At 69.2% G+C, this 23,984-nt stretch carries 26 protein-coding genes and 2 pseudogenes; 16 read left to right on the top strand and 12 right to left on the bottom strand.

Annotation, left to right across the window (positions count from 1 at the left end):
* Window positions 1-50 precede the first annotated feature (50 nt).
* From Prum_RS34635 to Prum_RS34645, 3 genes are read right to left on the bottom strand one after another with little or no spacing between them, the layout of a single operon-like run.
* Window positions 51-740 (bottom strand): ABC-2 transporter permease family protein, encoded by a 690-nt coding sequence (locus Prum_RS34635; protein WP_173080455.1) that lies wholly within the window; start codon window positions 738-740, stop codon window positions 51-53.
* Entirely contained in the window at window positions 737-2,224 is a 1,488-nt protein-coding gene (locus Prum_RS34640) for an ABC transporter permease subunit (protein WP_173080457.1), read from the bottom strand. The genes Prum_RS34635 and Prum_RS34640 overlap by 4 nt, the downstream gene beginning before the upstream one ends.
* Complete coding sequence (locus Prum_RS34645) at window positions 2,221-3,156, bottom strand: ATP-binding cassette domain-containing protein (protein WP_173080466.1); 936 nt, start codon at window positions 3,154-3,156, stop codon at window positions 2,221-2,223. Before Prum_RS34645 ends, Prum_RS34640 begins: the two co-directional genes overlap by 4 nt.
* Window positions 3,157-3,281: 125 nt before the next feature.
* Here Prum_RS34645 and Prum_RS49925 point away from each other — a divergent pair, with 125 nt between their 5' ends.
* Together Prum_RS49925 and Prum_RS34650 are read left to right on the top strand one after the other, a co-directional pair.
* A complete protein-coding gene (locus Prum_RS49925; protein WP_218577478.1) occupies window positions 3,282-3,944 on the top strand; it encodes a response regulator transcription factor in 663 nt (220 codons plus the stop codon).
* Window positions 3,941-5,029, top strand: a complete 1,089-nt coding sequence (locus Prum_RS34650; RefSeq protein WP_218577479.1) for a sensor histidine kinase — start codon at window positions 3,941-3,943, stop codon at window positions 5,027-5,029. The genes Prum_RS49925 and Prum_RS34650 overlap by 4 nt, the downstream gene beginning before the upstream one ends.
* Here the strand turns inward: Prum_RS34650 and Prum_RS34655 are convergent.
* Entirely contained in the window at window positions 5,004-7,349 is a 2,346-nt protein-coding gene (locus tag Prum_RS34655) for a hypothetical protein (protein WP_173080470.1), read from the bottom strand. The genes Prum_RS34650 and Prum_RS34655 overlap by 26 nt on opposite strands.
* 155 nt (window positions 7,350-7,504) lie before the next feature.
* Between Prum_RS34655 and Prum_RS34660 the strand changes: the two genes are divergently transcribed.
* The 6 genes and pseudogenes from Prum_RS34660 (at window position 7,505) to Prum_RS34680 (ending at window position 13,159) form a co-directional block, all read left to right on the top strand.
* Window positions 7,505-8,551 (top strand): LacI family DNA-binding transcriptional regulator, encoded by a 1,047-nt coding sequence (locus tag Prum_RS34660; protein ID WP_173080473.1) that lies wholly within the window; start codon window positions 7,505-7,507, stop codon window positions 8,549-8,551.
* Window positions 8,548-9,684 (top strand): annotated as a pseudogene (locus tag Prum_RS34665) (FAD-dependent oxidoreductase); the annotation flags it as partial. The gene Prum_RS34660 and the pseudogene Prum_RS34665, both read left to right, overlap by 4 nt.
* Window positions 9,685-9,800: 116 nt before the next feature.
* A complete protein-coding gene (locus tag Prum_RS54010) occupies window positions 9,801-10,145 on the top strand; it encodes an FAD-dependent oxidoreductase (protein ID WP_281369073.1) in 345 nt (114 codons plus the stop codon).
* Window positions 10,146-10,174: 29 nt separating this feature from the next.
* Window positions 10,175-11,440 carry an ABC transporter substrate-binding protein gene (locus Prum_RS34670; protein WP_173080475.1) on the top strand — a complete coding sequence of 422 codons (1,266 nt, stop codon included), beginning with the start codon at window positions 10,175-10,177 and terminating at the stop codon, window positions 11,438-11,440.
* Window positions 11,440-12,327, top strand: coding sequence for a carbohydrate ABC transporter permease (locus Prum_RS34675; RefSeq protein WP_173080477.1), 888 nt, complete (start codon window positions 11,440-11,442; stop codon window positions 12,325-12,327). The genes Prum_RS34670 and Prum_RS34675 overlap by 1 nt, the downstream gene beginning before the upstream one ends.
* Window positions 12,317-13,159: a carbohydrate ABC transporter permease gene (locus Prum_RS34680; RefSeq protein WP_173080479.1), complete on the top strand. Its 843-nt coding sequence runs from the start codon at window positions 12,317-12,319 to the stop codon at window positions 13,157-13,159. The genes Prum_RS34675 and Prum_RS34680 overlap by 11 nt, the downstream gene beginning before the upstream one ends.
* A gap of 8 nt (window positions 13,160-13,167) precedes the next feature.
* On the opposite strand, the gene Prum_RS34685 is transcribed toward Prum_RS34680, so the two are convergent.
* The gene (locus Prum_RS34685; RefSeq protein WP_173080481.1) at window positions 13,168-14,010 is read right to left on the bottom strand and encodes an ABC transporter permease; all 843 of its coding nucleotides are present in this window, start codon (window positions 14,008-14,010) and stop codon (window positions 13,168-13,170) included.
* Window positions 14,007-14,978, bottom strand: coding sequence for an ATP-binding cassette domain-containing protein (locus Prum_RS34690; protein WP_173080483.1), 972 nt, complete (start codon window positions 14,976-14,978; stop codon window positions 14,007-14,009). Before Prum_RS34690 ends, Prum_RS34685 begins: the two co-directional genes overlap by 4 nt.
* Window positions 14,979-15,059: 81 nt before the next feature.
* Between Prum_RS34690 and Prum_RS49930 the strand changes: the two genes are divergently transcribed.
* Genes Prum_RS49930 through Prum_RS34700 form a run of 3 tightly spaced genes read left to right on the top strand, consistent with a single transcriptional unit; the run spans window position 15,060 to window position 16,704 of the window.
* Window positions 15,060-15,458: a TetR/AcrR family transcriptional regulator gene (locus tag Prum_RS49930; protein ID WP_218577480.1), complete on the top strand. Its 399-nt coding sequence runs from the start codon at window positions 15,060-15,062 to the stop codon at window positions 15,456-15,458.
* Window positions 15,383-15,814 (top strand): TetR/AcrR family transcriptional regulator C-terminal domain-containing protein, encoded by a 432-nt coding sequence (locus Prum_RS49935; RefSeq protein WP_246278660.1) that lies wholly within the window; start codon window positions 15,383-15,385, stop codon window positions 15,812-15,814. Before Prum_RS49930 ends, Prum_RS49935 begins: the two co-directional genes overlap by 76 nt.
* 11 nt (window positions 15,815-15,825) lie before the next feature.
* Window positions 15,826-16,704: an LLM class flavin-dependent oxidoreductase gene (locus Prum_RS34700; RefSeq protein ID WP_173080485.1), complete on the top strand. Its 879-nt coding sequence runs from the start codon at window positions 15,826-15,828 to the stop codon at window positions 16,702-16,704.
* Here the strand turns inward: Prum_RS34700 and Prum_RS34705 are convergent.
* Window positions 16,701-18,077, bottom strand: a complete 1,377-nt coding sequence (locus tag Prum_RS34705) for a serine hydrolase domain-containing protein (RefSeq protein WP_173080487.1) — start codon at window positions 18,075-18,077, stop codon at window positions 16,701-16,703. The genes Prum_RS34700 and Prum_RS34705 overlap by 4 nt on opposite strands.
* Before the next feature lie 8 nt (window positions 18,078-18,085).
* Window positions 18,086-18,343 (bottom strand): hypothetical protein, encoded by a 258-nt coding sequence (locus tag Prum_RS34710; RefSeq protein ID WP_173080489.1) that lies wholly within the window; start codon window positions 18,341-18,343, stop codon window positions 18,086-18,088.
* 207 nt (window positions 18,344-18,550) lie between these two features.
* Between Prum_RS34710 and Prum_RS52345 the strand changes: the two genes are divergently transcribed.
* Together Prum_RS52345 and Prum_RS52350 are read left to right on the top strand one after the other, a co-directional pair.
* On the top strand, window positions 18,551-18,760 hold the full coding sequence (locus Prum_RS52345; RefSeq protein ID WP_371871301.1) for a helix-turn-helix domain-containing protein: 210 nt from the start codon (window positions 18,551-18,553) through the stop codon (window positions 18,758-18,760).
* Between the two features lie 44 nt (window positions 18,761-18,804).
* The gene (locus Prum_RS52350) at window positions 18,805-19,503 is read left to right on the top strand and encodes a GbsR/MarR family transcriptional regulator (protein WP_246278278.1); all 699 of its coding nucleotides are present in this window, start codon (window positions 18,805-18,807) and stop codon (window positions 19,501-19,503) included.
* Window positions 19,504-19,525: 22 nt separating this feature from the next.
* On the opposite strand, the gene Prum_RS34720 is transcribed toward Prum_RS52350, so the two are convergent.
* Both Prum_RS34720 and Prum_RS34725 read right to left on the bottom strand, forming a co-directional pair.
* Complete coding sequence (locus tag Prum_RS34720) at window positions 19,526-20,506, bottom strand: alcohol dehydrogenase catalytic domain-containing protein (protein ID WP_173080491.1); 981 nt, start codon at window positions 20,504-20,506, stop codon at window positions 19,526-19,528.
* 27 nt (window positions 20,507-20,533) lie between these two features.
* Window positions 20,534-21,217: an alpha/beta fold hydrolase gene (locus tag Prum_RS34725; RefSeq protein ID WP_173080493.1), complete on the bottom strand. Its 684-nt coding sequence runs from the start codon at window positions 21,215-21,217 to the stop codon at window positions 20,534-20,536.
* 113 nt (window positions 21,218-21,330) lie between these two features.
* On the opposite strand from Prum_RS34725, the gene Prum_RS34730 reads away from it, so the two are divergent.
* From Prum_RS34730 to Prum_RS55825, 3 genes are read left to right on the top strand one after another with little or no spacing between them, the layout of a single operon-like run.
* Window positions 21,331-21,798: a hypothetical protein gene (locus Prum_RS34730; RefSeq protein ID WP_173080495.1), complete on the top strand. Its 468-nt coding sequence runs from the start codon at window positions 21,331-21,333 to the stop codon at window positions 21,796-21,798.
* A gap of 12 nt (window positions 21,799-21,810) precedes the next feature.
* Window positions 21,811-22,512 (top strand): hypothetical protein, encoded by a 702-nt coding sequence (locus Prum_RS34735; RefSeq protein ID WP_173080497.1) that lies wholly within the window; start codon window positions 21,811-21,813, stop codon window positions 22,510-22,512.
* Window positions 22,513-22,529: 17 nt separating this feature from the next.
* Window positions 22,530-22,934: a DUF4760 domain-containing protein gene (locus Prum_RS55825; RefSeq protein ID WP_425571389.1), complete on the top strand. Its 405-nt coding sequence runs from the start codon at window positions 22,530-22,532 to the stop codon at window positions 22,932-22,934.
* On the opposite strand, the gene Prum_RS52355 is transcribed toward Prum_RS55825, so the two are convergent.
* Both Prum_RS52355 and Prum_RS55315 read right to left on the bottom strand, forming a co-directional pair.
* Window positions 22,931-23,398, bottom strand: a complete 468-nt coding sequence (locus tag Prum_RS52355; protein WP_246278279.1) for a WD40 repeat domain-containing protein — start codon at window positions 23,396-23,398, stop codon at window positions 22,931-22,933. The genes Prum_RS55825 and Prum_RS52355 overlap by 4 nt on opposite strands.
* 105 nt (window positions 23,399-23,503) lie before the next feature.
* A pseudogene (locus Prum_RS55315) lies at window positions 23,504-23,944 on the bottom strand (WD40 repeat domain-containing protein); the annotation flags it as partial.
* Window positions 23,945-23,984 lie beyond the last annotated feature (40 nt).

The following is a 23,984-nucleotide window of genomic DNA, read 5'->3' on the forward strand; positions in this document are numbered from 1 at the left end:
GGAGCATGCGGCCCGCACGTGACACGGACCGGGGTAAATCTGGAAGGTCTCTAGGCGTCGCGTGTGCGTAGTAGTAGGCCGCCGGCCACGAGCGCGCCGGCGGCCCACCCGGCGGTGACGCCAAGACTGCTCGTCGGTGCGATCTGTTGGAGCAGACGGCGCCAGTGCGCGTCGCCGATCACCTGGGAGAGGACGGGGAGCAGGTAGAGCAGGCCGAGGATGACCCCGATGCTGGTCGCGGAGTCCCGCACGATGGCGGCGATGCCGAGACTGAGCAGGGCGATCAGGGTCAGGTAGAGGATCGACCCGACGGCGGCGCGCAGGGTTGGCCCGCCGGCTGAGGTGAAGCTCCCGCCGGGCAGGATGAGCCGCCCCGCCAGCAGCGACCCCAGCACCGCGATGGTGCCGGCCGCGGCCACGACGCCGATGAGAGTGATTGCCTTGGCGGCGAAGACGGTGACCCGACGCGGCATCGCCGTCAGTGTCGTGCGGATCATGCCGGTGCTGTACTCGCCGCTGATGACCTGCACGGCCAGGATGGCGGCCGGCGCTTGGCCAAGCACCACGCCGATGAGGCTGAGCTTGGTCATGTCGCCGCCGCAGCTAGCGGACGTGCATGTCACCACCGAGGTCGCCCCGGCGCTGAGGGCCACCGTCGCCGCGATCATGCCGAGCAGCAGCCATCGTGGGCTGGCGACGGTCCGCAGCTTCGTCCATTCCGCGTGCAGGGCCGTTCTCATGCGTCCCTCCGGTGGAGAAGGACTGCCGCTATGGCCAGGCTGACCGCCGCGTAGCCGGCCAGAACGGCGAGCCCGGCCCACGGCGCCAGCGGGTAGTAGTCGTTGTATGGCGTGTAAGGGTTTGCGACCTGCGGGTATTGCACCAGCGTCTGCTGGACGGCGAAAGCCGCGGCCGGCGTGACGCGGGTCAGCCAGTTCGCCACGCTCGCGGGCATGAACGGGTTGGCGATCAGGATGTAGGGCAGCACGATGGCCACGATGACGGTGGTGACCGCGCTGGCGCTGTGCCGGAAGATGGCGCCGGCGGAGAGTGCCAGGATCGAGGCGGTCGCGAGCAGCGCCGCGGTCCCGACCGCCACTCGTAGTTCGGTCGAGGACGTCACCGGGAACACGTACACGCCGTTGGCCCGGGAGAGCCGCACGCCGAGCGGAACCGCGACGACCGTTCCCGCCAGCCCGGCGACGAAGGTGACGGCTCCCAGCACGATCGCCTTGGCCAGCAGCACCCGGCTCCGTCCCGGGCTGGCGGCCAGGGTGACGTGGATCAGCTTCCTTCGGTACTCCGTGGTGATGAACAGCGCCCCCACGACGATCACCGCGATCAGCGCGGCGAACGTGCCGGTGAGGATGTTGCTGAGGGTGCCGGCGGTCGGCAAGGAATAGCGGACGGCGGGCGCTATGTCGCCGGCGCCGGTCACCGTGAAGCCGCCGCCGGATTCTGCGAACGAGCCCGACGCGGGCGGCGGGTAGCCGGCGAAGGTGGGGGACTCGGCTCCCACCTGATCGCCGGTCCAGTCGCCACCGGTCCAGCCCTCTTGGAAACGAAGGTCCCCGAAGGCGGCCGTCGACACGCTGCCGGTCGTGCCCAGGCCCGCCACCGCCTGCGGGGATGCGACGAACAGCCCGCCTTGCGCGGTCGGTCCGAGCCCCGTCACGTGCACGGTGCCCACCTTGGTCCAGTGCGTGCCGTCGGTGGAGGCGTACCCGGTGATCGTGTCGCCCGAGCGGTCCAGTCGCAGCCAGCGAATCGACGCGGCGGAGACGGGGCCGGGGAGGCCGGCCGTGTCGTGGACGTAGTTGTCCTGCATCCGTACGCCGTGGCTGCCGGTGACCATGATCGCCGCGTAGGGCGATCCCTGGCGGGTGCTCTGCTTGATGATGAGCCCGGCCTTCGCCCACGGCACGACGCCGGGCCGCAGGTCTCCGAGGCCCTGGGGGACGCTGGTCGTGAGCGCGGAAACGGAGACAGTGATGCTGCCGTTTCCGGCCAGCGGCTGGCGTACGAAGTAGAAGCTGTCGGTAACCGGCTCACCGCCCGGTCCGATCGGGACGGGCGGTGCGCCCTTCTGATCGCTGCTGACCCCGGCGAGCAGGGCGACCAGCACCACCATCAGTGCCGCCACCGTCATGCCGGTCACCCAGCCCAGGACCGTCCGGAACTTGGTCCATTCCGCGTGCAGCAACCGGAGGAAGCCGGGGGTCACCGTGGTACCGCCGTGGGCGTCGCGGCGCGGAACTCGACCGCCTCGCGGGTGAGCGCCAGGTAGGCGTCCTCAAGGGTGGCGCGGTGCGCCGATACCTCGGAGAACGGCACCGCGTTCTCGCTGAGCAGCGCCACGATCCGATCCGCGGGCAGGCCGGAGACGGTGATGGTGTCGCGGCCGGTGGTCGCCACGGTCGCGCCGGCATGCGCGAGCACCCTCATCGCGTGGGTGCCGGCCGTGGTCCGCAGGGCCACCCGGCCGCCGGAGGCGGCCGCGATCAGGTCGGCCACGCCGGCGTCGGCGATGGCCTTGCCCCGTCCGACCACGACGAGGTGATCGGCGGTGTCCTGCACCTCGCTCATCAGGTGGCTGGACACCAGGACGGCGCGGCCTTGAGCGGCCAGCGACCGCAGGAAGCCACGCATCCAGATGATGCCGTCGGGGTCCATGCCGTTGAACGGCTCATCGAGCATGATGATCGGCGGGTCGCCCAACAGGGCAGCGGCGATTCCGAGCCGCTGCTGCATGCCGAGCGAGTACCCGCCGGCCTTACGCCGGGCCGCCGAGGTCAGGCCGACCTGCTCGAGCACCTGGTCCACCCGCCGCGCGGCCAGGCCCTGTGAATGGGCCAGCCAGAGCAGGTGGTTACGAGCACTCCGGCCGGGGTGCAGCGCCGCCGCGTCCAGCAGTGAACCGACGTGGTTCAGCGGGTGCCGAAGGCTGCGGTACGGCTTGCCCTCGATAAGCGCGGTGCCCTCGTCGACCGCGTCCAGGCCCAGGATCACCCGCATCGTGGTGGACTTCCCGGCCCCGTTCGGCCCTACGAAGCCGGTCACCACACCCGGACGGACGGTAAAGGACATGCCGTCGAGGGCCAGGGTGGCCCCGTACCGCTTGCGCAGTCCGGCGACGACGATTCCTGATGGATTCATGCCGACGGTTGTACGCGGCACCCGGTTCCAGCCCGGTCGCAGCGGCTGCGACCCGGCTGCGACCTGGGGTCTGGCATCGTGAAGGGCATGGCACCTCGACCCGGCCGGTTCGGCCTCCCCACACGGTGAGGGTCCTCGTCGTCGAGGACTTCGAAGTCCTCGCCCGCTCCATCGGCACGGGGCTGCGCCGCGAGGGCATGGCCGTCGACGTCGTCCTGGATGGGACCGCCGCCCTCGACCGCCTGGCCGTCACCCGCTACGAGGTGGTGATCCTCGACCGCGACCTGCCCGGCGTCCACGGGGACGAGATCTGCCGGCAACTCGTCAACGACCGCTCCGACACCCGGGTGTTGATGCTGACCGCGGCCGACACGATCGAAGATCGCGTCGACGGACTCAGTCTCGGCGCGGATGACTACCTGCCCAAGCCGTTCGCCTTCGCCGAACTGGTCGCCCGGGTACGAGCCCTGGCCCGCCGGGCCACCCCGCCGCTTCCGCCCACCCTCACCTGCGGGGACATCACCCTGGACCCGGCTCGCCGGGTGGCGTTCCGCGCCGGCCGGCGTCTTGAGCTCAGCACGAAGGAGTTCGCGCTCCTCGAATGCCTGCTGGGCTCGCCTGGCCTGGTCCTGTCCGCCGAGGAACTCCTCGAACGGGTCTGGGACGAAGCGGCCGACCCGTTCACGTCCGCGGTCAAGCACACCATGCACCGGCTGCGGGCCAAACTCGGCGACCCGCCAGTGATCCAGACCATCCGTGCAGGCGGCTACCGGATCGGGGAATCGTGACCAGGCGGTCTCTCCAGGCCCGGCTCGCGCTCTTCTACGCCGCGGGCATCTACGTCGCCGGGATCGTGGTCCTCGCCATCGTCACCGTCCCCCTGGCCGGCATCCAGTCGACCATTCCCGCCCACAGCTCAGCGCCGGCCACCGTCACCGGCACCGGGGACGGGAACGGGATCGGCCCGCACCAGCTCCTCGTCGGCTCCGCCGTCGCGCTCGCCATCCTCATCCCCATCGCCCTCGCCGCCGGCTGGTTCGTCGCCGGCCGCTTCCTCAGGCCCCTGCGGGCCATCACCGCCACCGCCACCGCCATCTCCGCCGGAAACCTCCACCAGCGCCTCAACCTCGGCGGACCCGCCGACGAGTTGACCGAACTGGGCTACATCCTCGACGACCTCTTCGCCCGCCTCCAAGCCTCCTTCGACGCTCAGCGACACTTCGTCGCCAACGCCTCCCACGAGCTACGCACCCCCCTCGCCGGCCTGCGAACCCTCCTCGAAGTCGCCCTCGCCGACCCGGACGCAGACGCCGACGCTCTGCGCACGGCCTGCCAGGAGGCCCTCGCGCTGGGCGGACACCAGGAACGGCTCGTCCAGGCACTCCTGGCCCTGGCCACCAGCGAGCGCGGCCTCACCCGCAGGGACACCCTCGACCTCGCCCACGTCGCCACGGGAGTGCTCGCGTCCCGCCGCGACCAAGCCACACAGGCAGGCATCGCCCTCGCCGAACACCTGGCGCCCGCGGTGACGGCCGGGGACCCGAGGCTGGTCGAAAGCCTCATCGCCAACCTCATCGACAACGCCATCCGCCACAACCACCCTGACGGGCACGTACGGATCACCACCGAGACCTCCGGCACGCAGGTGAGCCTCACGGTCACCAACAGCGGGCCGGTCATCCCCGACAACGAGATCCAGCGCCTTTTCCAACCCTTCCAAAGACTGGCGCCCGACCGGCGCAGCCGCCGCGACGGCTACGGTCTCGGCCTCGCCATCGTCAACGCCGTCGCCCAGGCCCACCACGCCACCCTCACCACCAGCGCCCGGCCCGAAGGCGGCCTGGCCATCACCGTTCGGTTCGCACACCCGTAGGGCGGCAGCCCGCGAGGGTGTAGCGACCCTTGCCGTCCGGCCGTGGCAGGAGTCCGTAGTAGATCCGTGGCGCGCCGTCGAGGGTCAGCGTCACCGCGCCCCTGGTGACCGGCAGCTGCCGGACCTGCCCGATCGGGTCCACCCCTCGTACGGCGGTGGCGGGACGGGCGGTGACCGTGAGCGGTGTCTTGGTCGGCCAGGGGTCGACCCAGACCTCAGGGGCCGGGAAGTGCCAGTCGGTGCGCTGGCCGGTGGTGTTCAGCAGGTAGCCGTCGGCCCGGTTCCACAGCACGACCGCCGGGCCGGTGGGTGTGTCGAACCACAAGCCGAAGGTCAACGGGTCGGCGAAGGTCAGCCGGCCCCGGAAGGTGGCCTGGTCGAGGGTGCGAGCCGCGGTCGCGTAGGCCAGCAGCGACGGCTTCGGGCTGAGGTCGCGGTTCATGAGGCCGAAGTGGTACTCGACGTTGTCCGGGTCGGCGACCTGCGGCATGCCGAGCACGCTGTCGTGAAACTGGTACCAGCAGACGCATCGGATGCCCTCGGCCTTGGCCAGTGCGAAGGTGAGCAGCACGTTCTCCGCGGCGTGCCGGTAGGTGTCGTGCCACCAGCTGTTGGGCTTGGTCGGGGCGTACGCCTCGGTCAGCCAGATCTCCTTCTCGCCGTGCTCGGCCATCAGCGCCTTCAGCTGTCGCAGGCCGCCATAGAAGTTCCAGTAGCTGCCGTCGGAGCCGGTGCCCCAGTCGTCACCCGGCGGTACGTAGTCGGGGGTGAAGTTGCCGCGTCCCGGGTGGTAGGCGAAGGCGTCGATCAGGTCCCAGCCGCCCGCCGCGATGAAGTTCTCCACCCACGGTCTGTCCATCCCGGCCAGCCCGTTGTTCATCAGCTTGACCGTGTCGCCGGTGGCGGCCCGCCGGTCGAAGACGGGCCGCAGCGCCTTGTCCAGATAGGACTGCGCGGCGGCACCGGTGTTGAACGGCCGGTTCAGCTCGTTGCCGACCTCGAAGTAGCCGGCGCCGGCGCCCACCGCCACCGCCAGTTTGTCCGCGGCCCAGGTGGCCGCCTCGGCGTCGGTCGCCTCCAGCGACGGCTGTAGTTCGATGTTGTGCCGGATGCCGCGCGCGTCGAAGGCGGCGGGCGGTAGCCCGGGGCCACCGTCGTACGCGATCCGGACCAGACCGATGCCCACCCGCTCCCACAGGTCCAGCACGGCGTCGGCGCTCGGTCGTTGCAGCCATGGATAGTTGGCGATCCCGAACATGCTGTCCGCGCCGGCCTGGTAGTCGTACGGCGGCAGCGTCGCCAGGTTGGTCCGGGCGAACGCTTCGTCAGCACCGGACCGGACCACCACTTCGGCCAGCGCGATCCCGCCGGGCGGTGCGGTCAGGGTGAAGGTGTGCTGCCAGGTGCCGGCCGCGGTGACGCTGCCGGTCACGGTCGTGGCGGCCAGCAGCACGCCGTCGAAGCTGCGTACCCGCAGCTCCAGTTCGACTGTTCGGGCGGCGCCGCCGTTGGCCACCAAGGCGGTGAGCTCCATCTGCTCGCCGGCCGACTCGTACAGGTTGAAGTCGCGGTTGGTGGTGAGTTCGAGGCCGAGTTCGCGGCCGCGGCCGATGGTGGCGGTGGCCGACGGGCGGGTCGCGGAGAAGAAGAAGTCGGCCCGGCTGGTCCACCCGCCGTCCGGGTCCGGTGCTCCCGGTGCGTGCACCCACGTCGCGTTCGTCCATGCCTGCCGCGACCGGTCCAGCAGGAACAGGCCGTGCAGGCTGCCCCAGGTCGAGGTGTGCGCCACCCCGACGGTGTCCTCGTACGGGATACCGCCGCGGGAGTCGCGGACCCATTCCGTGATCGCGATGTAGTCGTCGGGCACCGTCGGTGCCTGGATCGCCCGGCTGAACAGGAAGCCGTCCGGGACGAGCGTGTCCGCGCCGGTGACCCGCCATTCGAGTACGGCGTGGTTGGTGGCGACGCTGAACCAGCCGGTGACGGTGGTCGGGCCGGCCGCGGCGGCGAAGGTGTAGTCCATCCGGATCGCTGGCGTCCCGTCCGCGAGCGCGCTCAGCGTCGGGGTGCCGCCGGTGGACAGGTGTATGCCGGTGACGCGGTCCTTGACCTGGAACTTCGACCCGGCCGACCGGGTGACGCCGCCAGCGTCGCGGATCGCGAGCCGGCCGCCGGGACTGGCCAGCAGGCTGATGCCGCCGGCGGTCAGGGTGACGTCGCCAGCCGCGGCGTGCGCGGTGGTCGGTGACGGCTCGGCGACGAGTACGACGCCGGCCGCGAGGGTCGCGCCGAGAAAGCCGCGGCGGTTGAGAAGTGTCATGGTCCACTCCTGCCTGATAATGCCTATCTTCACGTTCGTGAACGGCACGCTCCCAGAGCGGAACCCGAGTGTCAAGAGGTCATTGCGCTGTGGTTTCTGCTGGGTTAAGGTCACTGCCAGTCCTTGAAGATAGGCATTATCACGACGGAGGACCGATGCCATCGAGACCTCGCCGGGTCACCCAGCGCGAGATCGCCGAGCTCGCGGGGGTCAGCCAGACCACCGTGTCGGTGGTGCTGAACGACCGCGACGGTAATAACGTGCGCATCCCCGAAGCGACCCGGGCGCGGGTCAAACAGGCGATCGAGCAGCTCACCTACGTCGCCGACCCCGCGGCGCGCCGGCTGGCCGGTCTGGACAACCAGATCATCGGCGTCTTCACCTACGAGGTCGCGCTGTCCCCCGAGAGCATGGACTTCTACGGTCCGCTGCTGAACGGAATCGAGCGAGCGGCCGAGCGGATCGGCTGGGATCTGCTGTTCTTCACCTCGTCGCCGATCGAGAACGGCACCCGGAGTCTCTTCCACCGAAAGACCCGGCTGCGCTTGACGGACGGCTGTGTCCTGCTCGGGCAGCAGATGGTCACGTCCGAGCTGGAGCGGCTGGTCGCCGAGCAGTTCCCGTTCGTCGCGATCGGCCGCCGGGACGAGACCGCCGTCGCGGTGCCGCACGTCGCCATCGACTACATCACCCCGACCACCACACTGATCGATCAGGCCGCGGCCGCCGGGCATCGGCAGGCGCTGTACGTTCACCGCGGCCGGGACACACCGACCGCGCGGGACCGGCGCGGCGCCGTCGAGGCCGCCTCGGCCGCGGGCCGGCTGGCTTTCCTGCTGGTGGGCGAGGAGCGGATCACCGAGCTGCCCCGGTTGGCCAGGGCGACCGGCGCCACCTTGATCATCGCGGAGGACGCGTTCCTGACCGAGGACGTCGTGTACGCGCTGGCCGGCGCCGGAGTCGCGGTGCCAGACGAGATCTCCGTAGCCGCCCTCGGCGAGGTGCGTGGCCATCGCGTCGAGGGCCGGACCCTGGCCGGCTTCCACGTCCCCAGGGAACAGCTGGCGGCCGAGGCGCTCGATCTGTTGCGGCTCCTCATCACCACCGACCCGCACGAGTGGGCGGGCATGGACACGCGGCGCCTGCTGGTCGCGGCGGTCGAGCCGGGGGACACGATCGTCGAGCGGACGGACGAGCGATGACCGACAGGATCACTACCGAGGTGGCGATCATCGGCGGCGGCCTCGGCTCCGTCGCCGCCGCGCTCGCGTTGCTGCAGCGGGGCCGCCGCGTGGTGATGACCGAGGAGTACGCCTGGCTCGGTGGGCAGCTCACCTCGCAGGCCGTGCCGCCCGATGAGCACATCTGGGTGGAGCAGTTCGGCGTCACCGCCCGCTATCGCGCGCTGCGGGACGGGATCCGTCGCTACTACCGCGATCACTACCCGCTGTCGCCGGCGGCCAGCGCCGACCGGGAGCTGAATCCGGGCCGTGGCCGGGTCAGCCGGCTGTGCCACGAACCCCGGGTGGCCCATGCGGTGATCACCGCGCTGCTCGCGCCGTACCGGTCGAGCGGGCGACTGACCGTCCTGCAGCCCGCGGTGCCGGTCGCCGCCGAGGTGAGCGACTCGACGGTACGCACCGTCACGGTCGCCAACCCGCGCACCGGCGCCGAGACGGTGCTCGCCGCCGAGTTCGTCCTGGACGGCACCGAGACCGGTGACCTGCTGCCGCTGACCGGCACCGAGTACGTCGTCGGCGCCGAGGCGCGAGCCGACACCGGTGAGCCGAGCGCCGCCGAGGTCGCCGATGCCGGCAACGTGCAGTCGATCGCCTGGTGCTTCGTCTTCGATCACGTCGCCGGCGAGCACACCATCGCGCGACCGGACGACTACGACTTCTGGCGCTCGTTCGAGCTGCCGTTCTGGGGCGCGCCGATGCTGTCCTTCACCGCTCCGAACCCGCGGACCCTGGTGCCGGAAGAGCGGACCATGAACGTCAACCCCGCCAGTGACGCAACGGGGGATCCCCGGTTCGACTCGGGCGACCGGGACCTGTGGCAGTTCCGGCGGATCGCCGCCCGGCAGAACTTCGTCGACGGCCTCTACGACAGCGACATCGTGCTGGCCAACTGGCCGCAGCTGGACTACGTCCGCGGTTCGATCATCGACACCGACGACCGGTTGTCGCATCTGATCGCCGCGAAGGCCCAGTCCCGCGCGTACGTGTACTGGTTGCAGACCGAGGCACCTCGCCCGGACGGCGGCCGCGGCTGGCCGGGACTGCGGCTCCGCGGCGACCTGGTCGGCACCGACGACGGGTTCGCGCAGGCGCCGTACATCCGCGAGTCCCGGCGGATCAGGGCGCTCACCACGGTGCGCGAGCAGGACATCTCGATCAAGGCCCGGGGTACGACGGCCCGGCCCGGTTCGACGGCTCGGTCGGTGTGGGGATGTACCGGATCGACCTGCACCCCTCCACCGGCGGGGACAACTACATCGACGTCGAGTGCGCGCCGTTCGAGATCCCGCTCGGCGCGCTGGTACCGGTGGGCACCAAGAACCTGGTGCCGGCCGCCAAGAACATCGGCACCACACACATCACCAACGGCGCCTACCGGCTGCATCCGGTCGAGTGGAACATCGGCGAATCGGCCGGCGAACTCGTGGCCTTCTGCCTCGACCGCGGCCTGAGCCCGCAGCAGATCGCGACCGACGCGACCCTCGTCGACCGGCTCCAGGGCCGGTTGACCGAGGCCGGCGTCGAACTCCACTGGCCGGAGATCGCCGGCTACTAGCAAATCCGAAACGCACGAAAGGACCCACCATGAACATAAAACCGTTCGGCGCGCTCGCGCTGGCGACCACGCTGGCGCTGACGGCCGCCTGCGGCTCGTCCTCCACCGGATCGGAGACGGGCAACGCCACCGACGTCGCGCTGCGGATGACGGTCTGGACCTCGAACGACGCCCAGCTCAAGCTGCTCAACTCGATCGGCGACGCCTACCGGGCCGACCACCCCGAGGTCACCTCGATCACGTTCGAGAGCCTGCCGTTCGCCGACTACAACACGACCCTGACCACGCAGATCGCCGGCGGCAACGCCCCCGACCTGGCCTGGATGGGCGACCTGTCGAAGGACCTGATCGCCGCCGACGCGCTGGTCGGGTTGACCGACAAGCTGAAGGCCACCGAGGGCTGGGGGTACGACGACCTGGTGGACAGCGCGACCGCGGAGTTCAGCCGGGACGGCACGCTGTACGCCTACCCGTTCTCGAACTCGCCGTTCGCCCTGTATGTGAACACCGACCTGCTGGCCGCGGCCGGGCAGAAGATCGACCCGGCCACGCTGACCTGGGATCAGGTCGCCGCGGCCGGCGCGGCCGTGCACGCCAAGACCGGCAAGGCGGGCTTCGTCATCCGCGACTTCGACTACAAGTCGTGGAACACGCTGGCCACGGTCTGGACCGGCTGGGGCGCGGCGGCGTGGAGTCCGGACGGCAAGACCTGCACCTTCGGGAGCCCGCAGATGCGGCAGGCGTTCACCTTCCTGCACGACGCGGCGTTCACGACCAAGGCGATGCCCGGCCCCGGCACCACGGCGGACTTCTTCGCCGGCGATGCCGCCTTCACCATCGCCCAGGTCTCCCGCGCCTCACTCCTGACCGGCTCGTTCAAGTTCGGCCTGTACCCGCTGCCGGCGGGCCCGGCCGGCCGGTACGCCGTACTCGGCCAGGCCGGCGTGGGCGTCCTCGCTTCCGGCAAGCACAAGGACCAGGCGACTGACTTCCTCGCCTACCTGACGAATCCGGCCAACGCCGAGAAGCTGGCCCAGTTCTTCCCGCCGCCGCGCAAGTCGCTGCTGACCGGTGCCAAGCTCGCCGCGAACAACAAGGTGCTGAACGCCGCTCAGCTGCAGGCCGCGGTGGTCGACCAGCTGCCGGGCGCGGTCACCCTGCCCAACCACACCAGTCCGGCCGAGATCGCCCAGAAGGGCAAGACCGCCCTGGACGCGATGTGGAAGGCGGACGCGGACATCCCCGCGGTCCTGGACTCGGTGTGCGCGGCGATCCAACCAATCCTGTCCAAGTGATGTCGTTTTGGACCACCCGCCGGCGCGATGTGCTGACCGGATACCTGTTCATCGCGCCGCAGCTCGCCGGGGTCGCGCTGTTCGTCCTGCTGCCGGTCGGGATGGCCATCTGGTACAGCCTCAACGACTGGAACATCTTCACCGGCCGGCAGACCTTCGTCGGTGGCGACAACTACGCGGCGCTGACCAGCGATCCGCAACTGCCGAGGGTGCTGCTGGCGACCGCCGTCTTCTCCGGCGGCGTCGTGATCGTCAACATCACCCTCGGCCTGCTGATCGCTGTCCTGCTGAACCGCCGGTTCCGCGGCGTCACGCTGTTCCGGACCCTGTTCTTCTCCCCGGTCGTGGTCTCCGTGGTCGCCTGGACCCTGGTCTGGGGCTTCCTGTTGCAGGACAACGGCGGCATCAACGGCCTTCTCGGTACGGTCGGCATCACCGGCCCGAACTGGCTGCAGCACGGCGGCACCGCGATGGCCTCGGTGATCATCACCCAGGTCATCCGCAGCGTCGGGATCAACATGGTGCTCTTCCTGGCCGCGCTGCAGGGCGTGCCCGGGGAGTTGTACGAAGCCGCCCGGATCGACGGGGCCAGCAGCCGCGCGATCTTCGCCAGGATCACCCTGCCGTTGATCTCACCGACGCTGCTGCTGGCCGTGATCGTCACGGTGGTCGGTGCGTTGCAGTCGTTCGCGCAGATCGCCGTGCTGACCGAGGGCGGGCCGGAGCTGAGCACCACGGTGCTCGTCTACTACGTCTACCAGCAGGCATTCGAGTTCAACGACATCGGCTACGGCTCGACGCTGGCCCTGCTGCTGCTGAGCTTCGTCATGATCCTCACGCTCGTGCAGTGGCAGCTACGCCGGAAGTGGGTCTTCTATGAGCAGTAAGTCCGCACGATGGGGACGCCGTGCGCTCCTGGTGGGGGCGCTGGGCGTACTGGCGATCCCGTTCGTGATACCGACGATCTGGATGGTGGCCTCCTCGGTGAAGCCACTTTCCGAAATCTTCGCGTCCCCGCCGTCACTGTGGACAGACCACCCCACCCTGGCCGCCTACACCGAAGCCTTCACCTTCCAGCCGTTCGCCCGGCAGTACCTGAACAGTGTCTACATCGCCGTACTGGTCACCCTGATCACCCTGCTCGTCTCCAGCCTCGCCGGGTACGCCTTCGCCCGCATCCGGTTCCCCGGCGCGAATGCCCTGTTCCTGGTGGTGCTGGCCGGCCTGCTGGTGCCCAGCGAGGTGACCATCGTGCCGCTGTTCCAGCTGTTCAAACGGGCCGGCCTGATCAACACCCACTGGCCGCTGATCCTGGTCACCGCGCTGGCCGCGCCGTGTGTCCTGGCCACCTTCATCATGCGGCAGTTCTTCATCGCGCTTCCGGTCGAACTGGAGGAGGCGGCCCGGCTCGACGGTCTCGGCCGGCCGGCGATCTGGTTGCGGATCTGCGTACCACTGGCCAAGCCGGCGCTGTCCGCGGTCGCGATCCTGACCTTCCTCGCCTCCTGGAACCTCTACCTGGAACCAACCGTCTACATCACGTCACCTGAGCTGTTCACCTTGCCGCAGGCACTCACCCGGTTCACCGACGCCTACGGCGGACAGATGTGGAACACCCAACTCGCGGCCGCCACCATGACCGTACTGCCGATGCTCGTCGTCTTCGTCCTGGCCCAACGCCAGTTCGTCGAAGGCATCGCCCACTCGGGCCTCAAATGATTGCCGCCCTAGCGGCTGAGGTTCCGGTAGCGCCGCACCGCGAGGGGCAGGAAGATGGCGGTAATGGCGGCCGGCCACAGGATCGCGGCCGTCGTCGCGTGTGCCTCGATCCAGTAGCCGCTGGAGACGGCGGGGGAGACGAACAGCTCCCGGATGGCGCCCGCGGTGGAGGAGACCGGGTTCCACGCGGCGATCGCGCCTAGCCAGCCCGGCATCAGGCCCGGCGGGGCGAACACCGAGGAGACCATCCCGAACGGGAACGCGAGGGCGAAGAGGTTGCCGGCCATCTCGCTGTTCTTCACCAGCAGCCCCAGGTAGATGCCGACGAAGATGAGCGCGAACCGTAGCCAGAGCAGGAGCGCGAACGCGGTGAGGGTGTCGCCGAGGCCACCGCCGGAGCGCCAGCCGAGAACGAGGGCGATCACGACGAGGATCAACAGATCGACGGTGGCGTGGATGAGGTCCGCGACGCCGCGGCCGGTGACCACCGCCGAAGAGGCCATCGGCATGGACCGGAAGCGGTCGATGAAGCCCTTCTCCTTGGTCAGGGCCACCGCGAAGGCGGTGTTCATGAACCCGAACGCCATGGTGAGTGCGAAGAGGCCGGGCATGGCGTACTCGAGGTAGCCGGCGCCGGCGCCCTGCCCGGAGACGTCCATCGCGCTGCCGAAGACGTACACGAACATCAGCACCATGACGATCGGGAAGCCGAGCTGCCAGGCGAACATCGAGGGCTGGCGGACCAGGTGCGTCAGCTCCTGGAGCACGACGGTCCAGCTGTCGGCGACCGCCCACCGGGCGCGGCTGGCGAGCGAGTCGTCCAGGTCCGGCACGAGGTCCACTGTGGTCATTTGACGGCCTCCGCAGTGCTGCTGTGTCCGGTCAGGTGAAGGAATGCCTCGTCCAGCGTCGGTCGGCGCAGCCCGAGGTCCGCCACCGTGATGGCCCGCTCGCGTAGCTCGACGGCGATCTCGGTGAGAACCCTGACTCCATCGGTCACCGCCACGCTCACGGCCAGGCCGGTGCTGTCCACTGTGGCCTCGGTGCCGGCGGCGGCGGCCTTGTTGAGCAGCGCGGTGATCTGGGGCAGGTCGTCGGGCTCGGCGGCGACGACCTCGAGCCGTTCGTTGCCGATCCGGCGTTTGAGCCCGTCCGGCGTGTCCTCGACCAGGTTTCGGCCGTGCTCGACGACGCCGATCCGGTCGCAGAGCTTGTCCGCCTCGTCCAGGTAGTGCGTGGTCAGCAGCACGGTGGTGCCGGCGCTTGCCAGGCTGCTGACCTGCTGCCACACCTCCCGCCGCCCGGCCGGGTCGAGCCCGGTGGTCGGCTCGTCGAGGAAGAGCACCTCCGGCGCCAGGATCATGCTGGAGGCCAGGTCCAGCCGGCGCCGCATGCCCCCGGAGAACGTCTTTGGAGCCTTGTCGGCGGCGTCGGCCAGGCCGAACTGGTGCAGCAGTTCGTCGGCGCGCCGCCGGGCCGCCGCCTTTCCAATGTGGAACAGCCGGCCGAACATGACCAGGTTTTGCCGGGCGGTGATCGTGTCGTCGACGGCGGTCTGCTGCCCGGTCAGGCCGATCCGGCGGCGCACCAGGCGGGGCTGGGTCCGCAGGTCGTGACCGGCAACCTCGGCGCGACCGCCGTCCGCCCGGATCAGCGTGGTGAGGATGCGCACGGCGGTCGTCTTGCCGGCGCCGTTCGGCCCGAGCAGGCCGTAGACCGTGCCGCGTTGCACGGCGAGATGCAGGTCGTCCAGGGCCATGGTGTCGCGGTATCGCTTGCGCAGGCCGTGCGCGACCACCGCGTAGTCGGATCCAGGCAAGAGTCCTCCAAAACTGGGTACGCTGTACGCAGCTTAGCGTACGCCGTACCCAGAATCCATCCGGTTATTAGGATGACCACGATGACCAGCCAGCACGACCCCACCGAGCAACTGCGCCGCACCATCGATCTGCTCTGGGGCGAATGGGCCCGGCCCGCCCGCGGCCCCAAGCCGAGCCTCACGCTCGACCGGATCGTGGACGCCGCGATCGCCCTGGCCGACCGCGAGGGCATCGACGCGCTCTCCATGCGCCGGGTCGCCGCCGAGTTGGGTGCCGGCACCATGTCGCTGTACCGGCACGTCCCCGGGAAGGCGGAACTGCTCGCCCTGATGCTGGACAAGGTCAGCGACCCGGGGAGGAGGCCGCCGGCCTGGCAGGTGCCGGCTGGCGAGCCGTGGTGGAGATGGTGGCACGCGGCTCGTACCAGATGTACCTGCGGCACCCCTGGCTCCTGCAGATCAACTGGACCCGCCCCGTGATGGGACCGAACACGCTCGCCAGCGTCGAGGTGTTCGTCCGCGGCCTCGCCGGCCTCCCCGTCACCGACCAGGAGAAGATCTCCATCATGATCATGGTTGACGGGTTCGTCACCGGACTGGCCCGGCAGCGCGTCCAGCAGGCCGCGCTACCCGACGAGACCGGCGTGACCGACGACGAGTTCTGGCGCAACCACATCCCCGTGCTGAGCAAGGCGATGACGTCCGGCAGCTACCCGGCGATGGCCGCGCTCAGCGAGGACGCCTTCAGCCTTGGCTGGGACGAAACCTTCGAGTTCGGCCTGCAGCGCCTCCTGGACGGCATAGCCAGCCTCCTATCCTCCCGGCCCGCCCTGTAGCGTCCGAGGCTATGCGGGTAGGGATTCTGATCCTCCCGGATCAGCGATGGTCGGTCGCTGCGGATCGGTGGCGGCGTGCGGAGTCGTACGGCTTCGCGCACGTCTGGACGTACGACCACATCGGCTGGCGTGACCTGATCGACGGGCCTTGGTTCGACGCGGTACCCACGCTGACCGCGGCGGCCCTGGCCACCTCCCGGATCAGGCTGGGCACGATGGTCGCCTCGCCGCACTTTCGCCATCCTGCCCACTTCGCCCGCGAGATCACCGCATTGGACGACATCTGCGGCGGCCGGCTCGTGATCGGCGTCGGCGCCGGCGGCATCGCTGGCTACGACAACCACGTACTTGGCCAACGACCGCTTACGCCGCGCGGCAGGGTCGACCGGTTCACCGAGTTCGTGGAGTTGCTCGACGCCATCCTGCGCGGCGAGCCGGTTACCCGGCACGGCGAGTACTACGCGGTGGTCGACGCGCGCAGCACGCCAGGCTGTGTGCAATCGCCTCGCGTCCCGTTCGTCGTGGCCGCCACCGGACCGCGTTCCATGCGCCTGGCCGCCCGCTACGGCGCCGGCTGGGTAACCACCGGCACCCGCTCCGATGACGTGGACGGCTGGTGGCGCACCGTATCCGAAATGGCGCACCGCTTCGACGACGCCCTCGATGCTACCGGGCGGGATCCATCCACTGTGGACCGCTATCTGATGCTCGACCCGGCGTCGCCGGTCTACTCGCTGTCCAGCATCGAGTATTTCGCCGACGCGGTCGGCCGGGCCGCCGAGCACGGCTTCACCGATACCGTCACCTACTGGCCTCGCGCCGCAGGCTGGTACGCCGGGGACGAGGCTGTGCTGGACGCCGTCGCCACCGACATCCTGCCCCACCTCTAGCCCAGTCTGGGGTTCACCCGGCAGTTGGTGTGCAGGTACTGCGCGCAGCCATGCGTGAAGTCGTAGATGGCGACGGTCTGGGTGTCCTCAAGCGGATCGTTCGAGGGCATCAGGAAATGCGTGTGGCTGACCGGAAGCAGCTCGTACCTGATGCGGTCCGGTTTGCCGAGGAATTGCGCCTGTACCGGATCGAGGGCCAAGGTGAGATAAAGGTTGCCGCCTTCGGCCGCCACCTCGTAGCGCGTGCCGGGCCGCCCGTAGACGCCCTCGTATTTGGGCAGGTCGAGGTCAACAGGCCGGTCTGGTCGCGGTAGGTCCGGGATCGTGGCCGCGTCGAGGTCGGTCAGGATCTCGTTGAATACGGTCTTGTAGAAGGTTTCTCGTGGTCCACCGTTGGTCAGCATCGCGATAGCGGTGTTCGAGTCGGGCAGGATGCGCAGTCGCGCGTTCTGGCCGATGGTGCTGCCATCGGTCGCGTAGACCGTCTCGCCGTGCCAGTCACACACGATGAGCCCGAGGGCCCACGCCGGCCCGAACATGTACGGGTCAGGCAGCGGTACCCGCGAATGCATTATCTCCTGGATGCCGGCGGCCGAGACGATTCTGGTCCCGTTCGGCGCCTTGCCCGCGTCGAGGAAGATGTGCGCCATCGTGAGCACGTCCCGGATTGTCGAGTTGACGTTGCCGCCAGGGCCGAAGCAGCGCGGCAGGTAGTCCACCGGTGTGACGATGGGGCCTTCGTCGAGGGACCGGATCAGGTGCCCGGTCGCGGCCCGCCGGTGGTCCACCTGGGTACGGCAACTGGTTGTGCCGGTCAAGCCGAGGGGGTCGAAGAGCCGGTCCTTCATGATGGTGTCCCACCGCTTGCCGTCGAGCACTTCCATGATGCGGGCGAGGATCGCGTAGCCCAGCGCCGCGCTATAGCCGTGGGTGTGGCCCAACGGGTGGACCTGGGGAGCGTCGGCGATGTCGGCCACCATGCGCTCGTACACGTCGTCGTCCTCGCCCGGGTCGCCGAAGTCCTCCTCGATGCCGCTGGTGTGGTACAGCAGATGGCGCGGTGTGACCTTCGCACCGACCTCGGGGTCGGCGACCCGGAATTCGGGCAGGTGGGTTCGCACCGGCTCGTCCAGGCCGACCTTCCCTTCGTCTACGAGCTGCATGAGGGCCAGGGCGGTCCAGGTCTTGGTCATGGAGCCGCACTGGTAGATGGTGTCGGTCGTTGCGGGCTCGCCCGTCGACACGTCCGCGACGCCGACGGCGAAGTCGGTGACCTCGCCTTCATGAAGCACACCGACCACTGCGCTCGGAATCCCGTACTCGGCAAGGAGTTCGTGGATCCGGGCGCGCACCCGTCGCGTGTCGATCGGCATCAGCGGGGCTACTTCGGCAGGCCGACAGCGTTGGCGGCGTCCGCCTCGAAGTACTCCGTCGTGGCGAAGGGGCCCGCGTGCTCCTCGAAGAAGCCGCGGACCGCGTCGACCGAGTCGTGCGTGATGACGTTCACCGCCTTCGTGCCGTCGGTGCTCGCCACCGCCAGCGTCCATCTGGCCTCCCTGGGGAGCCGGCCATGCGCCTTCTTCAACCCGGCCCAGAAGCGTTTCTCGTCCGACACGGTGGAAACGACCATGACGTGCATCTCCCGTCCTCCTTCTCCTGCCTAGGAAAGCTACGTTGCATTTTGCATTCCGTCAACTTCTGTAATCGTCAAACCCGTTACAGGACAACGATTATTCGGCCGTTGCAACAGGTCTGCCAGCTAATGCAATCGAGGCCGCCGTTGCAATGGAATGTCGACGAATGCAAAACTGGCGCGAAGATCCATCGACGACGCGGAGGCCATCCGATGCCCGGAGCCAGGCTGACTCACGAGGACCGCCGGCAGATCGCGGCGTCGCTGGACGACGGGCTGGGGTACGCCGAGATCGCCAGGCGGCTGGGTAGGCCGACGTCCACGATCAGCCGCGAGGTCGCGCGCAACGGGGAGCCTGGCGACTACCGGGCCGACCGCGCGCAGTACGCCGCGGCACGACGCGCCCCCGGCGTCGCAAGCTGACCCAGACGCAGCAACCAGCCAGCGATCGGCGCCCGACCCAGTCGGTGCGCGCCTTCGCGGAACCGTTCGCGGCCCTGCTGGCCGGCACCGGTCTGCCCCGGATGAGCGCCCGCGTGTTCGTCAGCCTGCTCACCTGCGACTCCGGGAGCCTGACGGCCGCCGAGTTGGTCCGCCAACTCCAGGTCAGCCCGGCTTCGGTGTCCAAGGCCATCGGCTACCTCGAAGCGATGGAACTGGTCGTCCGTGGGCCCGACGCCGGCAGCCGCCGTGAGCGTTACGTCATCGTCGACGACGTGTGGCTACGGGCCTGGCGGGCCGACACCGGTGCGCATGTTCAGGTCGCGGCCGCGGCACAGCGAGGAGCCGAAATCCTCGGTGCCGACACGCCTGCCGGAGCCCGGCTGCACAAGATGGGCCAGTTCTTCGCGTGGCTGAGCGAGCAGATGAGCCACAGCGTTCTCGCCGACATGGTCGTGCAGGATGCGCACACCGTGCTCGCCGCCCTTATTTACGCCGCCGAGCCACTCGCCGCCGACGAACTGGCCGCGGCGCTGGACTGGCCCCGAAAGCGGGTCACCGACGCCCTAAGCGCCATCGAATGTCGACCAGCCCTCGCCGACCCACTCGCACTGACCTCAACCGGGGCCGACACGTACGCCGTCACCACCCGGCCAGACCGCCTGAACCCGCGACAACGCAACGCACTCCGAGCCCGAAGCGCTGGTGCTGTGGCGCTCGAATGATTGCCTTTCAGGCGCTGAACGACTACGACTCCGATCCGGTCAGCACGACGAGTTTCCCGCTGGCGGTGTTGGTGTCCAGGGCGTGGTGCGCCTCGCGGATCTGGTCCAGCCGGTAGGTGTGGGACGGTCCCAGGCTCAAGGTGCCGCCGGCGATCCGGTCGAGGTAGCGCTGCAGCACCGGGGCGGGCAGGTCGATGGCCTCGCCACCGTAGGCGGTGAGCCGGACGCCGGTGGGCAGGTAGCCGATCGGGTAGAAGTCGGGGACGGTCCACTGGTCGGACAGCATCCCGGCGAAGCACACGGTGCCGTGGACGCGGGTCGCGGCCAGGGTGTCGGGCAGGGTCGGTGTGCCCACCAGTTCCAGTGCGGCGTCGACGCCGTCCGGTGCGATGCGGCGGGCCTGGGCGGCGACGGCGCCGCCGTCGAGGATGGGGTGGTCGACGCCGTGTGCCGCGAGCGTGTCCAGCCGATCTTTCTGGCGGGTGGTGGCCAGGACGGTGGCGCCCAGATCCTTGGCGAGGGCGGCGGTGGCGTAGCCGAGCGCGGAGGTGCCGCCGCGGATCAACAACGTCTGCCCGGGCCGCAGGTCCAGCCCGGTGGTCAGCGAGCCGTACGCGGTTTGCAACGTCTCCGGTACGCCGCCGAGCACCGCCCACGGCAGGTCGGAGTGGAACGGGATCACCGAACTGCGAGGTACGACGGTGTACTCGGCGTACCCGCCGTCGTAGGCGCGGCCCATTCCGCCCATGAGCGCGGCCACCTGCTCGCCGGGGCGCAGGTCGCTGCCCGGTGCGGCGTCCACCGTGCCGACAGCCTCGATACCGGGCACGATCGGGAACCGCACACCCTCGGCCAGTCCCCGCCGCAGGTGCAACTCGGACCGGTTGAGCCCGAACGCCCGCACCGCGATCCGCACCCACCCCGGCGCCGGTTCCGGGACCGCCAGCTCGCGGATCTGCAGGTTGTCCACCGGTCCGGGCGCGGTGAGGACGACGGCACGCATCGTTGTCGGCATGGACCTTCCCACATCTCAGGTGCGGGCGTGCTGCCGCAGGATGTCCGCCAGCTCCTTCGGCCGGCTGAGCGCGACACAGTGACCTGCGGCGATCTCGTCGGGGACGCTGCCCAGGCGCTCGGCCACATGCCGGCGCATGAAGTCGGGCGGGAAGAAGCGGTCCTGCGTGCACAGCACGAACCCGGTCGGCACGTCCGGCAACGCCATCAGCGGCCAGGGCACCCGCATGGCGGTGGACGAGGGGTGGTTCCGCTCCTTGCTCATCGCCTCTTCGGCCAGCGCCCGCGGCACGTCGTGATAGAAGGACACGTACGGGTCGTCGTTGCCGGTCAGGCCACCGTCGCGAGCCGCCTGTTCCTGTACCGCGGCGCGGTAGCCGGTGTTGGTCCACCAGTCGTCGGGTCGCTCGCCCGGTGCCGGGATCATCCCGGCGACGAATACCAGCGCCCGCACCGCCAGCCGGTCGGCGACCAGCGATGCGGTGAACCCGCCGAACGACTGTCCCGCGACAACAAGGTCCGTCCGGTCACCCACGGCCGTCACCACCGCGTCGGCGTAGTCGGTCAGCTGCGCCGAATCGTCGTCGGCCGGTAGGTCGGGAGCCACCACGTCGTGCCCGTGCGCGTCCAGCTCGGCCGCGACCAAATGCCAGTACCAGCCGACGTCACCCGCGCCGTGGATCAACACGAAGGTACTCATCAGCCCGAGTCTAGGCACGGTCAGCGCCGGCGGCGAAGATCAGCAAGGATCAGCTCCGCATCCGGGCGCTCCCGGGTCGGCCTGCGCGGGTGCCGCCTGGCACGATCAACGTCATGTCGACCGTGCAGGGGTACGAGGTGAGGTACGGGTTCCCGGGCGGCTATGCGCGGCTGCTGTTCGTCTGCGCCGCGTTCGTTTTCGGCGGCCTGTTCGTGCCACTGCCGGCGGCCGTGCGTTTGGTCGAGCTGATCGTCTTTGGTGGCGGCGGCTTGGTGCTGCTCGTCCTCGGCATCCGGGCCACGGTGCTGGCGGCGCTGCGCGTGGACGAGTCCGGCCTCACGCTCGGTGGAGCGCCGACCAGCTACGAGCCGACCACCCGGCACGTGCCGTGGTCCGAACTGCGGGCGGTACGCCTGTCCCGTCAACGAGAGGCCCCGTACCTGCCGGTGATCACCGCCGTGCGCCGCGGCAACCGGGAGGCGTTCAGCAAACCGCTGAAAGGCTGGCGGCTGGACACCGACAAGCTCGCCCAGGCGCTGAACGCGTTCGCGCCAGGCGTACGCCTCACCGACGAGCGATAGGGCAACGCGTCAATGGGTGACTCGCTGGGCCACATCGTCATCAACGGTCTTCCATCACTCGTTACCGCGCTCGCGACCCTCACCCTCGGCTGGTTTGTCGGCAACCGCGTGACCGCGAAGTGGGACCTCACACGCAAGCATCGCGAGCAGGATCTCGCTACGGTCCAGTCCTTCTACGCCGCATACGGCGACTTCTTCGGCATCTGGAAAGAGTGGGATGGCATCCTCCGTGACAAATTTCCTCTGGAGGATCGCCAGGCCCTCCGCCACGAGCTGTACCGCCGTAGCTGCACGGCCGACGCCCGAGTCGAGACAATGATCATGAAGATCGCGACCGAGCGGACCCTGAATAACGACGATATCCACCTCCTCGGATGTTTCCGACAGGCATATCAGACGCTGCGGAAATCCATCCAAAACGACCGGCCGATCGGTGTGGCGACGCCGTCGTGGTACCAGCCGTCGGGCCAACTCCTGGACAGTTGGGACAGTTCGGGAAGCCCATCGTACGAAGCCTTCAAACTCCTGACGGCACGCGTCGCCGGCCTCCTCGCACTGCCCGCTGTCCCGCCCGGGCCCGACGAGATCGCCCTGTCGATCACCCTGATCACTGACAACAGATTCGAACCGCCCGTTTGGGTCGGTGAGGCGCGGCACCTGCTCGGACTGCAGCCAGCTGCGGACAAGTTGCTGCGTAAGAGGGTCGCGTTCTGACTCCTTTATGGGCAGCCCTGAGGAAAGAGCTTCCTGATGACTGGGATGGACGAGATGTCGCGGCATTCCTGAAACGCATAGCGGCCGGTGATGCTGCTGCCGCCAGCGTGCTCAAGGAGTACCTCGGTCACCTTGAGACCCTTTCGGTCGGCGTGGCCAGCGGAGTCTACGACATCGAAGTGATGGACTCCCTCTGTGGACCGCGACTCATCAATACGGTCAAGCACTACGCGCCGTTTATCAAGACCAGGCGCAAAGAAATCGGATATGACAGGTACTGCGCCGAGCTTCTGTGGTTGGGTGATGAACTAAAGCGGCGAGACTACAGCCGGGTACCCTATGTTCCCCTGGCGCAGAGGAGTCGCGCGGATCCATCCCACCACAACGACGAGCCTGTCCTGAGCCCCCCGCTCGCCGTTTAGGCGCAGGGTGGGTCGTAGGGAAGCTGGGGGATGTGTTGGTGCCATTGCTCGGGCGTCAACACGCCTCGGGTGGTCGCGCAGATCCGCTTGATGGCGCGTTCGCCGTCCAGGTCCCACAGGCGGATGGTGCTGTCGGTGCTCGCCGTGGCGAGTGTGCTGTTCTCGGGGCCGAACACCAGCGAGCGGATGCCCGCCGTATGTCCGGTCAGGATCTCCCCAAGGGGCTTGGGGGTCGCCGGGTCGTGCAGGCTCCACAGTCGCACGGTCTTGTCGCTGCTCGCGGTGGCCAGCAGTTGTCCGTCGGGGCTGAACGCGACGGAGCTCACCGACTCGTTGTGGCCGTTGATGCGTGGCCCGAGCGCGGTCGGATTGTTCGGGTCGTGTACGTCCCACAGCTGGATGGTCTTGTCGTCGCTCGCGGTGGCGAGGACTCGCATGTCGGGTGCGAAGACGGCGTGCGTCACGGGCCCGGTGTGGCCGGAAAGCACATGCGCGAAAGGCACCGGGTGGGTCGGGTCCCGTACGTCCCACAGCCGGACGGTCTTGTCGCTGCTCGCGGTGGCCAGCAGTTGCCCGTCGGGGCTGAACGCGACGGAGTTGACGTAGCCGGTGTGGCCGGTGAGCGGTGGGCCAAGGGCGGTCGGGCGGTCGGGGTCGACGGTGTTCCACAGTTGGACGGTCTGGTCGTCGCTGGTCGTCGCGAGGATGTGTCCGCCGGGGTGGAAGTCGACCGGCGCCGTGTACCTGTTGTGTGTCGCGATCGGTTTCCGGAACGGAACGGGGCCGGCCCGGTCGGTGACGTTCCAAAGGCGGATGGTTTGGTCATTGCTTGTCGTGGCGAGGGTGTTTCCGTCGGGGCTGAACGCCGCCCAGTAGGTGAGTCCCTTGTGCTTGGTGATTTGGCCCAGGGGAGTGGGACGGCTCGGGTCGGCCACGCTCCACAGATGGACGGTCTGGTCGTCGCTCGCGGTGGCGAGCGTGTCTCCGTCCGGGCTGGCGGCCACCCGCACGACGCTGGCGGTGTGACCGGCGAGGATGCCCGGGGGATCG

Origin of the sequence: Phytohabitans rumicis (assembly GCF_011764445.1) — a bacterium.
In the GTDB taxonomy this organism is placed as follows: domain Bacteria; phylum Actinomycetota; class Actinomycetes; order Mycobacteriales; family Micromonosporaceae; genus Phytohabitans; species Phytohabitans rumicis.

Excerpts from the sequence above, each read along its gene's own strand:
- Prum_RS34635 (WP_173080455.1), bottom strand. The coding sequence starts at position 740 with ATGAGAACGGCCCTGCACGCGGAATGGACGAAGCTGCGGACCGTCGCC.
- Prum_RS34645 (WP_173080466.1), bottom strand. The coding sequence starts at position 3,156 with ATGAATCCATCAGGAATCGTCGTCGCCGGACTGCGCAAGCGGTACGGG.
- Prum_RS34655 (WP_173080470.1), bottom strand. The coding sequence starts at position 7,349 with ATGACACTTCTCAACCGCCGCGGCTTTCTCGGCGCGACCCTCGCGGCC.
- Prum_RS34660 (WP_173080473.1), top strand. The coding sequence starts at position 7,505 with ATGCCATCGAGACCTCGCCGGGTCACCCAGCGCGAGATCGCCGAGCTC.
- Prum_RS54010 (WP_281369073.1), top strand. The coding sequence starts at position 9,801 with ATGTACCGGATCGACCTGCACCCCTCCACCGGCGGGGACAACTACATC.
- Prum_RS34670 (WP_173080475.1), top strand. The coding sequence starts at position 10,175 with ATGAACATAAAACCGTTCGGCGCGCTCGCGCTGGCGACCACGCTGGCG.
- Prum_RS34675 (WP_173080477.1), top strand. The coding sequence starts at position 11,440 with ATGTCGTTTTGGACCACCCGCCGGCGCGATGTGCTGACCGGATACCTG.
- Prum_RS34680 (WP_173080479.1), top strand. The coding sequence starts at position 12,317 with ATGAGCAGTAAGTCCGCACGATGGGGACGCCGTGCGCTCCTGGTGGGG.
- Prum_RS34685 (WP_173080481.1), bottom strand. The coding sequence starts at position 14,010 with ATGACCACAGTGGACCTCGTGCCGGACCTGGACGACTCGCTCGCCAGC.
- Prum_RS49930 (WP_218577480.1), top strand. The coding sequence starts at position 15,060 with ATGACCAGCCAGCACGACCCCACCGAGCAACTGCGCCGCACCATCGAT.
- Prum_RS49935 (WP_246278660.1), top strand. The coding sequence starts at position 15,383 with ATGGTGGCACGCGGCTCGTACCAGATGTACCTGCGGCACCCCTGGCTC.
- Prum_RS34700 (WP_173080485.1), top strand. The coding sequence starts at position 15,826 with ATGCGGGTAGGGATTCTGATCCTCCCGGATCAGCGATGGTCGGTCGCT.
- Prum_RS34705 (WP_173080487.1), bottom strand. The coding sequence starts at position 18,077 with ATGCCGATCGACACGCGACGGGTGCGCGCCCGGATCCACGAACTCCTT.
- Prum_RS34710 (WP_173080489.1), bottom strand. The coding sequence starts at position 18,343 with ATGCACGTCATGGTCGTTTCCACCGTGTCGGACGAGAAACGCTTCTGG.
- Prum_RS52345 (WP_371871301.1), top strand. The coding sequence starts at position 18,551 with ATGCCCGGAGCCAGGCTGACTCACGAGGACCGCCGGCAGATCGCGGCG.
- Prum_RS34720 (WP_173080491.1), bottom strand. The coding sequence starts at position 20,506 with ATGCGTGCCGTCGTCCTCACCGCGCCCGGACCGGTGGACAACCTGCAG.
- Prum_RS34725 (WP_173080493.1), bottom strand. The coding sequence starts at position 21,217 with ATGAGTACCTTCGTGTTGATCCACGGCGCGGGTGACGTCGGCTGGTAC.
- Prum_RS34730 (WP_173080495.1), top strand. The coding sequence starts at position 21,331 with ATGTCGACCGTGCAGGGGTACGAGGTGAGGTACGGGTTCCCGGGCGGC.
- Prum_RS34735 (WP_173080497.1), top strand. The coding sequence starts at position 21,811 with ATGGGTGACTCGCTGGGCCACATCGTCATCAACGGTCTTCCATCACTC.